13 protein-coding genes are annotated in these 11,900 nt (G+C 38.2%); all 13 read right to left on the reverse strand.

Annotated features, from left to right (window positions below; genetic code table 11):
* Nucleotides 1-12 precede the first annotated feature (12 nt).
* Nucleotides 13-516, reverse strand: a complete 504-nt coding sequence (locus IR022_RS19640; RefSeq protein ID WP_194205034.1) for a hypothetical protein — start codon at nt 514-516, stop codon at nt 13-15.
* Nucleotides 517-690: 174 nt separating this feature from the next.
* Entirely contained in the window at nt 691-1,329 is a 639-nt protein-coding gene (locus IR022_RS19645) for a hypothetical protein (RefSeq protein ID WP_194205035.1), read from the reverse strand.
* Between the two features lie 12 nt (nt 1,330-1,341).
* Nucleotides 1,342-1,692, reverse strand: a complete 351-nt coding sequence (locus tag IR022_RS19650) for a hypothetical protein (RefSeq protein ID WP_194205036.1) — start codon at nt 1,690-1,692, stop codon at nt 1,342-1,344.
* Nucleotides 1,693-2,118: 426 nt separating this feature from the next.
* On the reverse strand, nt 2,119-2,703 hold the full coding sequence (locus IR022_RS19655; RefSeq protein ID WP_194205037.1) for a hypothetical protein: 585 nt from the start codon (nt 2,701-2,703) through the stop codon (nt 2,119-2,121).
* Between the two features lie 445 nt (nt 2,704-3,148).
* The gene (locus IR022_RS19660) at nt 3,149-4,876 is read right to left on the reverse strand and encodes a hypothetical protein (RefSeq protein ID WP_194205038.1); all 1,728 of its coding nucleotides are present in this window, start codon (nt 4,874-4,876) and stop codon (nt 3,149-3,151) included.
* A gap of 126 nt (nt 4,877-5,002) precedes the next feature.
* A complete protein-coding gene (locus tag IR022_RS19665) occupies nt 5,003-8,137 on the reverse strand; it encodes an N-6 DNA methylase (protein ID WP_194205039.1) in 3,135 nt (1,044 codons plus the stop codon).
* 12 nt (nt 8,138-8,149) lie between these two features.
* On the reverse strand, nt 8,150-8,740 hold the full coding sequence (locus IR022_RS19670; protein WP_194205040.1) for a tyrosine-type recombinase/integrase: 591 nt from the start codon (nt 8,738-8,740) through the stop codon (nt 8,150-8,152).
* 2 nt (nt 8,741-8,742) lie between these two features.
* Nucleotides 8,743-9,345 carry a hypothetical protein gene (locus IR022_RS19675; RefSeq protein WP_194205041.1) on the reverse strand — a complete coding sequence of 201 codons (603 nt, stop codon included), beginning with the start codon at nt 9,343-9,345 and terminating at the stop codon, nt 8,743-8,745.
* A gap of 438 nt (nt 9,346-9,783) precedes the next feature.
* A complete protein-coding gene (locus IR022_RS19680; RefSeq protein WP_194205042.1) occupies nt 9,784-10,110 on the reverse strand; it encodes a hypothetical protein in 327 nt (108 codons plus the stop codon).
* Nucleotides 10,111-10,130: 20 nt separating this feature from the next.
* On the reverse strand, nt 10,131-10,643 hold the full coding sequence (locus IR022_RS19875) for a hypothetical protein (RefSeq protein ID WP_199330338.1): 513 nt from the start codon (nt 10,641-10,643) through the stop codon (nt 10,131-10,133).
* 1 nt (nt 10,644) lies between these two features.
* Complete coding sequence (locus IR022_RS19690) at nt 10,645-10,830, reverse strand: hypothetical protein (RefSeq protein ID WP_194205043.1); 186 nt, start codon at nt 10,828-10,830, stop codon at nt 10,645-10,647.
* 6 nt (nt 10,831-10,836) lie between these two features.
* Nucleotides 10,837-11,640, reverse strand: a complete 804-nt coding sequence (locus IR022_RS19695) for a hypothetical protein (protein WP_194205044.1) — start codon at nt 11,638-11,640, stop codon at nt 10,837-10,839.
* A gap of 11 nt (nt 11,641-11,651) precedes the next feature.
* The coding region (locus tag IR022_RS19700) for a hypothetical protein (protein WP_206759621.1) at nt 11,652-11,900 on the reverse strand (249 nt) is incomplete at its 5' end.

Raw genomic sequence — 11,900 nt, forward strand, 5'->3', positions numbered from 1 at the left:
GAGTTGTCCATTTCATTCGAAATCATACCCGTCTGATTTCATCCTACGGATTACCTCTTTAGCCAGTACTCCGAATTCCAGAATAAGATTCTCTAAATCATCAATATCCTTTCGAATGGCCAATGCCCTGATTACCCCGTCAATGGTACGGCTAGAAGGAGATTTACCATCTTTAGGGTCAAAGTAGATTGTTTTATTGCCGAATGATATTTTGACCTGATATATGTCCTTTGACACTAATACTGTCTGGAGTATTGCTTTAAACAATGCGGGTATTGCAGATACAACTACATATCCATTGCCCATATGCATTGCTTTAAGCTCCACGTTGTACAATTGGTTTGGAATGATTGTGCCTTTGAGTTCTTCCGATAGTACACATATTTTCTTTCCATATATTGAGTTCTCCCGAACACCTTTCAGCTTTTTAGTTTTGGAATGGCGGGAGACAAAACCTATTAATTCACCCGTTTGTTCCGATTTCGCAAATTTCAGCTGCGATTTTTCAAGTGCCATACTTCTGTTTTATCTACTCATAGTAAAATCTAATTCATTCAATTAATAATCTAATAATCATTCATTTTGAGTTGTATATTAAGACAAATTTATCCCTAAATAAGTCCCCAGCCAAATAATTTGAGTTTTAAATTTTCCTGGAAAAGCGCATTATATATAGGGTTTAGAAATAGGTTACCATATTCTTTGGCTTTCAGAAAAGTGGCTGAAACGTTCATCAGTAGAGGAGGTTGAATTGTTGGCATAACACTTCCAATATCTATAGATTCTGTTATTTTTTCTATCACGATAATAAATATCGTCATGGGACAGGTATTGTATGCCCTGACCGGTATTCGGATTGATAAAGGAGACACAATTCGGGATATTGGTATTCGGCCGGGCATACATTTCTACTTTTTGGTAACCGTAAATAAATATATTATGAATCCTGATTGCAGGGTCACTGTCATATTTAATAGCAAATTCAGCAAAATCGTATATATCAGTCTCTATCATATTATCCCAATAGAAAGGAGCATCAGCCTTCAGGCGTTTAAATGCATCTAGGATAACAGGGCGTTTTCTTATTTCTTCGAGCCTTTCTTTGGTAACGCTGTTTTCTGTAGCATACACGACTCTGAATCCGTTCCGGGTGGAATCAGCTACGATAAGCTGTTCAACTATTTCCCTGCTTGCGTTAATACTGTCATCCATCGGGTCCGGCTTTTCGCCAAAGCATTCCTTCAAAAAAATCACAGCAACTATTATTATAAAAAAAAGCTTGGGAGCTAAAGCCAGTAGTGTTTGGGTTTGGTAATTATAGTTGCTCATAATCTTTTTATCTTATATTGGTTTACAATCGTCACAGATTCCTCCGTTCTTAGTTGATTTGTATTTTGTTATCTTAGCTTGGCAAACCTTACACGAACAGTGCTTATTGACTGTTTTTGAATATATAATAACTTCAATTGCACTTATAGACATTTTATATTTTCGGGCTAATTGCATAACAATATATTGTTTAAGCTGTTTGGATTGACCTGTTATTTGTTTGTATTCTGCTTGTATAAGATATGATCTGGATTTGGTGCTATCCAGTAATCCTAATTTGTCTAAATCTTGTAAAACTGCTTCGTCCAGCTTTAGCAAAACAGAAAGCCTCATTCGTTCTTGTGGGGTAATTTTCGTTTTCATAAAATTGCTATTTATTATGTTAAAGTATTTTTATCATAAAACAAGCTTGCCATATTCTTCGGATATAGGTAACTTCGTAGGTGTTTTAATTACTGAGATTATGGACCGGATGGAAGTTGGAAGCTGATATTCAGCTATATATAAAAGTGGATTTATTATTACATTTCAGGTGTTAGCTCTGGAGGGGAAATCAATTTCTATGTGTCGTGAAGATGGCACAATTACAGATAATTTACCTCCGGGCTTTGTGTCTCTGGTTTCTCACGGTGATAGCCAACCGGATCAGGATAGAGTCCATAACATTTACATTGCTCCGTAATTCTCACCGAATGCCCCTGCAGGTAATACCCAGGCTTGGGCTTCGGGTATGAGTATAGGTAAGTTGTAATTATAGTTTGTGGCTAAAGCAGCCAGTTCATCTTATTTTCATTCTGACTCTTTTGGGGTAATGACAAATTCTACCTTCGGTTTAATACTGATATACCGGGCTTTTGCATATGGTATACCGTCTTTCTTTATTTTACAGCCGTGCACCGGGTGGATTTTTCCACTTCCATATACTCGAAATTCAGTAACAACCCATTCTTGGGATTGATCTTCGGGATTACCGGGGTATGAAATATTGTAGCGTTGGTTTAAAACATAACCTTGTTCAGCTATGTATTTCGTTTCGGCTTCAAAAACACGCTCCCTGCTTTTTAGCTCTTCTATTGTAATAGCATCACGAATAATTGATTCAGCCTCTTCAATTAAACAGATTTGTTCACCTTTACTGAATAAGATTCTGTAATGATTAAGGAACTTATAAAACCCACCCAGATCAAATACTTTATCGTTGATGTCATGGTTCAGTGCATCGATACATATATTTAACGCTTTCTGCTTCTCCAAACCTTCACATTCTTGGAATTGACGAGCAAGGCATGTAGCTACTGTATCAGGTTCAATCCTTTCTTGCAACACTTTAATTTCGGCGATTCGTCTTCTTGAATTGTCTTGATGATCATTCATATATTTAAAAATTAAATTAATTAAAAATGGAATTGTAGGGAACTCAAAAATATAAGAGGAACAAAGGGAAAATAGTATTGCACTTTGTACATCTATAGCTGATATTACCTTCATCATCGAATGTTTGGTCATCACAGACAAAGAACTCCTGCCTACAACCCATACAATGTGTGTGATTCAGTAGTTGATACCCGGTGGTATCAAACTTAATATTGGGAAAGTACTCGAGTGCTTCTTTGTTGGATTTAAAGTGTTGAATCAGAGTTTCCCCTGCCAGAAAAATATACCCGTGAGGTTCTGTGACTGCTTCCCAGGCAATTACCACACCTAAATCTATAACCATGATATCATAATTTGAATGACTATTTGAATTGATACTGATTTGTATTGAAGAATTGCACCGTAAAATAAAAAGGGTTTAAATCCCGGCATAAAGCATAATCGGTTAGCAAAGAGCTTCATCTAAGAGCTTCTTTTTAATACCCACCAAGGTTTTAGATTCAACATATTTATCTTCATCCGATGCAGTATATTTTATAGTTTCACCAAGAAATGTATGCGCATAGATTTTTACACCGTTAATTGTTTCTGTCAACCGGATCCCCATATATGTATTGATTTGTTTTCCTTTCAATCCTTTATCTACTACAGGCTTTTCAAAGTTGGGGTCATTATCTGATACGAGTTTCTCCAGCCATGTAACATGGTAAGTGCCGATTACACGGCTGAATACCATAGATGGCTGTATTTGCATCGGGGTTCTCCGGGTCATGATCAGTCTGGAATATTTATTCCTGCTGTCTTCGTCGATAAAGTAACCGATATAACAATCACCCACTATACAATAGGTATACTCCTCCCTTTTTTCCTTTAGATTAAAGCAGGCTCTTTCCCCTCCAAAAAATTCTTTAGGTAAGCCTGTCTCCATTTTGAAGTTATTGATGTAATGTGCCGGAACGTATTTTTTCAAACTATCCTTGTCATTTCGGAATGCTTGGACAGCACTATCAAAAGAAATAAATTCAGGAAGAACATATTCTATATTCCAGATGGAATATTTGATCGCCTTATCAACAATCTTCGGAGTCTGTAACTTGTTTGGCATTTGTTTGAACCAATTCAAGGAAGGGGCATTCTCCAAACAAAAATCTATAAACTCCTGAGTCCAGATTGTCTCAGCAAACCGGGGACACTGAGTATCTTTTTTAACCAATGCTTTGCAGATATCTGTATCGAATTGTGCCGTATCATATTTGCTATATACCTTGTTCAGGCTATAAGAATCCTTATGGTTCTCCAAAGCCAGAATAAGCCGGTTCTTGGTTTGGAATTTTTTAGGCAGCTCATCCAAATAAGTCGGGGACTGCTTAATTATAATCTCAGCCATTTCATCATCCATCAACTCAAACATTTTCTCTTTTATTCCTTTCTCTTCATCAAAGAAAGCGTAGGTGCTATTTTTATCGGACCCAAAGGCGGCTTTAAGAATCGCTGATGTTAGCTTATCAATGGGTACTGCTTTTATATCCTTTTTCGATACTTCTACATAGTAGCAGTGTTTCTTGAATTTATCGGGAGTAAGAAAGCCGATGTGTATTATATCCATACAGGTTTGGGAGAACAGTCCCCTATAAAAATGCATCGTTTTCAATTTATCAGGGACATAATAGAGAAAAATCTGAATGAGTTTGATCTGCATCTTTTTATCTGAGGAACCGCTTGAATATCCCCGATACCCATAACCGGATGATTCACCGGAACGATAGATGGAAACAATTCCTTTATATACCGATTCTTCCTCCCAGGTGTCAAGGGGGACTTCCGGGAAGTAGTGCAACAAAGATGCAGCAGTTTTAACCAGGCTTTTGAGCATATTATTTGTTCTTTTTTCTTTTGGGACATGCCAATAATTGCTTGCTTGCTTTTCGACTGCCACTTCACATATTCTGGTTGTACGAGCTTTTTCCGGTATACGGTTCAGATCATATCCCGACCAGCTATATTTTTTCCGGTCTATAACGGTATTGATGTTCTCTAGGGCTAAATAGCCAGGCGGTAATAAATTAAGTATTTCGATTTGCCCCTCCTGAATCCCTGCATTATATATTTCAGGTGTAATTAATGCATCAGGCAGGTTTTGAATTGCTTTCAGTATATCTATCGTTTTACCCATATCTCTGTTTTATTAGATTATTAATAATTAAGGTCTCAGACCTATTTATTGCTTTGGAAAGCATAATAGCCAGAGAAAGTTATAGCTGTAAAATGCATCATTAAATAGTTTGCGTAATTTACTTTCTCAGGCTACCTTTTGCTGTCCCCAGGAAATATGGAACTTGCCTTCCTTATCCTGTTCCCGTGTAAACAGGCTATCTATAATGGAGGAGGAAACACCGAATTCATCAAAGATGGCAGATTCCCGGGTAACCTCTCCTGTCTGAATAAAGTCGTTTAGCCTTTCCTTGGTCAGTATCAGTGCCATAATATTTTGTTCGATTGAATTGGAATAGTTGACAAAATGCACGTTGGTATGGCCTTCGGAATCGAAGCGGATAAAACGGAAGTAAAACTGTTCCATTCGCGGGATATTCCATTGAAGTGATTCGAGTATGACTTCGTTACATTCGGGAATATTGACAGAACTCTTTAAGCTCTGCTGCATACACAGAAGAATACCGTTGTCTGTGGCTTCGAAAGCCCGTAATATCTTTTGTCGTCTGTTGAATGTGAGTTCTCCTTTAATGACAAACAAAGTTCTTTGTGGAAACACCTGAACAAAATGTTTTTCATAATACTCCAAAGCATCGAGTGAGGTACAACCTACAGCCACCTTTTCATTGATATTACGAACCATGTTTTCGATATGCTGTACTTTTTGTGGCAGATCGTCACAGCAATAGCCCGGCATGAGGTCAGGGACAGAACAGGCTTTTATTAATAATTGAATCTGGCGCATAATCTTCAGCATGGAGTCTTTTTTCGAATCGCCTGTACTATTAAAAAACATAGCCCATATAGAAACGAAATCTTTAATTACTTTCTCATACACCCCAAGTTCTCCTGCTGCCGGAGCTACCGCCTGTGTGTGGATAGTGTATTTGTCTCCTGCAAACTCCCTGAACTTACGGGTTATTATAGCTTTACCGATCAGTGCCCACAGGCTATCTTTATTATAAACATCCTGATTTTGCTTTTCAATCCCAAAGACAGTTGCCTTGCCGGGATTGAAGCATGCTTTGAACAATCGTGCACCTGCCCGCCTTGGAAACGGTTTATTGTAATATTCATTGAGCCGTGGGCGAATTACCTTATAGTCATCCTCATAATAACTCTCATAACAGTAGCACATCATATTCACAGAATTATTATACAGCAATGCAATCTGTGAGTATAGTTCACTGACATAATTCCGTGTGGTGGTTCCTGTGCCGAGCATTTTGTATTTGGCTCTTCTGAAACATTTGAGTGTGCGTTTTGTCCTTAAGCTTGCATCGTTGGTAAGCTCGTCCGATTCATCGAACAGCAGACAAACCTTTTGCGAACGTTCTTTCATAAACCGGATGATCGCATCGTCTACTTTTCCAAGCATGGAAACCGAGAATACGACGATTTTGCCGGGCGGTATATTTTTAAGTTGATCCGGGCAGGACACAACAACGAAATCGGCATTGTTGTACCTTAAGAAAAGGACCCAAGTCAGGTGAATAGCAATTGAAGGAGCAACAATGGCAACATTTTTGACTTTTCCTGTTTCAAGCAGGTATTTACCGTACTTGTACAATACAGCAGTTTTGCCGGAGCCTTGTTGCCAGTTGAGCAAGGAGTAGTGTTTTTGGAAGAGCAAACCCATATCGTGCTTCTGCAAATCGGAAAATTTGCATTGGGTCTGCTTCATGCCGGTAAAACTCAGGCTGTCTATGTATTTATCGAGCACAGGGTCCCGTTGCATGGATTTAAATTCGGCATTCTCCAACGCAAAAATCTTTTTCTTCCTTGCAATGTATTTATTGGCATACTTGTGTTGCCTGGCAAGTTCGGGCGTCATCTTTGGGGGTTGTGGAAGCAGAACATCATTGGCCACAAGATCGTATAGGGGTATATATTTGTCGGTATTCCTCGCTGAAAAGGGGTTCGCTAAATTTTTAAGCTTGAAACCATAAGGCGTTTGCCTTAAAACATACTTCTTTTGGGCAACTGCATATTGCTTTTTAATACTATTTCGTAATCGTTTTAGAACCTGTGCAGGAAGAATCTTTTTATATTTCTCCCACTTCTCCCGTTCTTGGCTGGTACAGTTTAACGGTGGTTGCTGATTACGGTATTTACTGACATAGGATAAAGCTTTTGGATATTGTTTTTTTAGATGTTTATGCGTTTTGAGTTCATACAGGTATTTCTGCAGGGTGCATTCGAATGATTTAGCCCCTTGGTGGCATGACATACTCTGGAAGAGTAGATTTAGCTTAACATTCTTTTGAGTTACTTTCTGGCGTTTGCCGGGTGTTTTGATCTCTTCTTTGGATGCCTTGTACTTCTTCAACCTGCTTTCGATGTTGCCTTCAGCAATCATGTTTCTCTCCCGAAGCAATTTCAACCGTGCTTTTTTCTTTTCGGCTTTAATACTATCCATTCTATGCTGCAAGGCTTCTATACCAACGAATTCAGCAGGCTGATAAGGTATTACTTCCAAGTTATCGGATTTACGCATAAATGCCATAATCTTGGTACCGAAGTTTTCTACGCCTAAAGAAGCGAAAGCATTTGTTTCAAGCCGGGTCTGTCCGACAAATGAAAAGTCCCGGTTTATCATATTGATATACGTGCGGTCTCTCGATTCATCTGCCAGATAAGACATGGGCATGACCAGAACCATCAACCCGCCGGGATTGAGCAACCAGTATGCTTTATAGCAGAAATAGTGTTGTGAATGGATTCCGTCAAAATCGAGATTAAAGGGAGGATTACCGAAAATGACATCAAATGACATATTGGGGTCATAAAACCGCATATCGTTTACTTCCATGTTGGCATCGGGGTACAGCCTTTTGGCAACTTTAATAGCGTTTTCTTCAATATCCAAGCCATAAGCATTAAACTGGTTGGGCAAAAAATTACAAAAGTTGCCCATTCCACAACACATATCCAGTACCATGTCGGATGGTTCAGGTAATACCAGTTCTACCATTTGCTTACAGATATCGTGAGGAGTGAAGAACTGTCCCATTTCATACTCTCTTTTTGCTTCGGCATACTCGTTATAATTAGCGTAGTCGCTTCTATTAAGGCTATGTAAACCGCCAATGCCTGTATAGAAATTATAGATTTGGGTATTGGAAATATCTTTCTTGCCGCGACTGATAGTGCCGATTATTTTATCATTCATATCTGCACGCTTGGATTGTGGGATATTTTGTGGGATTTTAGGATATAGCATAAAATTTCAGTCTTAGAATTTAATGGATTTGAATACATTATCTATTTCAGTCTGTTGCAGCCCGATATAGATTTTGGTCATTTCGATACAGGAATGTTTGAAAATGGAACTTAAAAGGATAAGTGATTCTGCAGTACGTCCACCGTGTTCATAGACATGCCTTCCGAATGTTTTTCGGAAGGTATGGGTGGAGAACGATTTTACAGGTAGCCTGTATTCAACCCTGAATGTTTTAAGTACCCTGTTGATATGCCTTAATGTATATGCTTCTTTAGTTTTGGGATTGCAGATCATAAGCTGATCCGGGGCGGGTTTACCTAGCAGGTTATACAGTTCGTTGATCTTTTTGCGTACTTCTTCATTGAATTGAATGGTTCGGGCCTTCCCTGTTTTACGTTCAATTTTTGTAATATCTGTTTTTCCCAGTACATCTTTCCATTTGTAAGCCAATACATCAGAAGCACGATGAGCCGTACAGAACGAGAGGCAGCAGTACAGTTCCCAGAGATGCCGTTTATCTTTACGTAAACCATCGATTAGCTTTATAAACTCTTCCATCGGAAGGTAATCGGATGTAGTAAGTACTCCTTTTAGTTTTCCCATTTCTAAATTAATTTAAGACCGGGAGTAATGATTGAAAGGAAGCGTTCACCCCGAAAGATGTAGTAAGTAGTATGGGTGGTATTGGCACTCTGCAGAACCTCATTCCAGGAATAAAAATCGACAGGTATCAATTTGTTGTAGCTGTCGTCCTGCTTATAGTTAAAAACTGTGAGTCCATCCATGCGTTTACTTTTGTCAAGTACGGATTCATCAATCGATTCGATCTGTTCTTTATGTCCTCCGACAAGGACGTACCATTTGCCTTCATCAAAAAGAAAACAGCAGTTTAATCCGCGGCATTCCCTTTCCAGCTTCTTGAGGAAATCCGATTCATCTTTAGCTGTGGATGCACCGTGTTTGCCGGGACTTAGTTTTCTATCCCTGATCTTTGATTCACAGTTAATCAGGTCTTGTTCTCCCTTGCATTTTTTGTAGGGTGTTTTTCCCAGATAGTTCAGGTTTCCCAAATCGATAAGCGCATCTACTTTTTCAACGGTTTTGTAGAATGTTTTCAGAGTATGGACTACCGTCGTGAATTTCATTGCGTATTCAACCGATATATAGCGTATGCCGGAAGTTGTCTTTTTGCCTATTAATAAACTCATATCTAAGTTGTTTGATATTACTTGTTATTGAAGAATAGAGGTTTGTATTGATAAGGGGTGATTAGTGGTTAATTTTTGATCATAAAAAAACGCAACAGTTTTATTGTTGCGGCCATTATTCAGTTTCAATTTATATTTTTTATTCCGGTAATGGTTTTCTTCTTGCCCGTCCATCATATAATTCACAGGCACGCTTGACAAGCTTAGTTCTATTATGCTCAGTCAGGTCGGCATAAAATTTCTCTGCAGCACAATAGACATTGTATATTTTACACTTTTCACACCACTTGTTCCAAAAATGTGGGAACTCCCCTCCAAAAACTATTTTACATTCTTCTTTACACCAGCCATTCCACATAAAAAAGAAAAAGCTGGAGACGATGTTTTCTTTGGAGGAGGTGTTTATTTCTTGTTTAGTGATTTCAAAAGAGGAGGTGTTTATTTCTTGTTTAGTGATTTCAAAAGTGTAGATAATCTCTTCCTCTTTTTATTGAGGTGATAACAAAGATGCCTAATCATGTCACTTAACACATTCTTTTCGGTCTCGTACAACTGGAAGTATGGACCTCCATAATACCCGAATACGATGATATGCTGTTCGAATACTTCTAAATATTTGGCTCCCCAGTAATCTGATCCATCCGGATTTTCCGAGAAACTCAGTTCTTCACCGGTATTTAATGTAAGCAGCTTTTGAGCCAGTTCGTGAACAGTACATTGTCCTGTAGGTTGTTCTTTCGGGGTTTTATTGTGAGTCTTTTTCATTTGTCTTTTATATTTACGGATTATTTTATACTACCTTTCAATATTTCTAAATATTCACTTGCATCTTCCCATCCCCCATTGTATTCCTCAAAAGTGGAGTCTTCTACTTCACGAAAAAAACGATCTCCGCAGGAGCTTTTTAATGCTTCCATATATAATTCGAAGGCTTCTTCAACAGACAAACCATCAGCAGGGATAGATGCAAGCATTTCACCCATAACAACATCACTTTCACTGTATTCGTTGAAGATTTGTTCTAGCGTCAGTTTTTTTGTATTTGCTTTTACTAAATTGGTGGAACAAATTAACTCTAAATCGTCCGGCTTATATTTATGTGAAGATGTGGCATCAAAAAAGAACTTCACTTCTATTAGATCTACTTTGGTCTGCTCGTCAGGTATAATATCAGTAACAATTCCGTAAATATCAAAATTTGAATTTGGGTGTGTGCCATCTGTTTTGGTTACACCGAATACAACAGTGCCAAACTTGGCTTTAACGATATCGCCTATTTTAATTTTAATTTTTTCCATACTATTTTAAATTTTCTACAGGTTCTGCGAAATCAACTGTTTTTTCTCCTTTGGTGAAGTCTGAGTCCGGAGCAAGCAAGTCCTTATTATCGTTTACATAAGTTATTGCAGCATCACTGTTGTCAGCTTCGACTTCGATTGTATGATTGTAAATCAAAGTGAGTGTTACTTCAAATTTTCGTTTCATATATTATTAAGCTGTTTTTTCAGACCGGATGCATTGCGCATCTTTCTCTTTTGTTATAAATACTGTGTCTGGTTTCTGGAATTTGCCACCGGTATAGTCGTTGGCAACTTTTTTGTAGGTAAGTCCGCAAATAATCCCTCCTGCATCTAGGAAACGGGCATCGTCTTCCACTGCATTAATTACGGAATATCCCCGAAATTGTTCGGGTAGACTGTCTTGAAATACCACCGCTACACGATATCCTTTTTTCAAGAGCACTTCGCATTGTGCCCAGTTGTCACCACTGTAGGAAAATGTAAGATCATAGTTTTTATACTTCTGCGTCAATGCTGTATGATTGTATACTTTGGTGTAGTCGTAAAATTGTACGTCAGGAAACAATTGTAATATGTTTTCTTCATTGATTGTGAATTCTTCAAGATTGATATCAGATGTACAGTTGAGCCGGACTGCAAATTGCATATTTTCTTTCTTGGATTTCTTATATGCTTGTCTGATCTCAAACTCCAACAGCTGCATGAAAATTCTGCGGTCTTCGAAAAAGAGCTTCGTCTTCTTTATTCGTGAATTTTGAATACTGCCTCCTTCTTTGTTTGTTAACAGTTCGATTTTATTTCTACCTGAACCATGCAGACAGTATTTCTGGCATTGTAGGGATTCGGGACATACATTGTATCCACTTAATGTATGAGGTGCCAAATAGACTCCATAGGTCATTACATTGCGATCTTTACTTTTGATAAGCTTAGGGGAGTTACACCCCCCTAAATAACTTATGCCTAATTGTTTTTTTATTTGATTTGGTGTCATTGTGATTACATTTAAAGTTTAGTACCAATTAGTAATATTTCACCATCGGCGAGAAATTCACTTCCACAACTCCAGCATTGTCTTATTTCGGACTCTTTTTCTGTATCTGAGGTAATGCAATTGGTATCGAAGCAGACAGTACAAGCATCTTCGTGGAAACGTTCGACATGGGGATGATTGGCAGGTATGTTTTCATACCCGTAATGAGTGATTGTTGTCATTACTATTCTTTTATATTCTGAAATCGTGTGGGGATTGGA

It is taken from the genome of Dysgonomonas sp. GY617 (assembly GCF_015233815.1).
Taxonomy (GTDB): Bacteria; Bacteroidota; Bacteroidia; order Bacteroidales; family Dysgonomonadaceae; genus Dysgonomonas_A.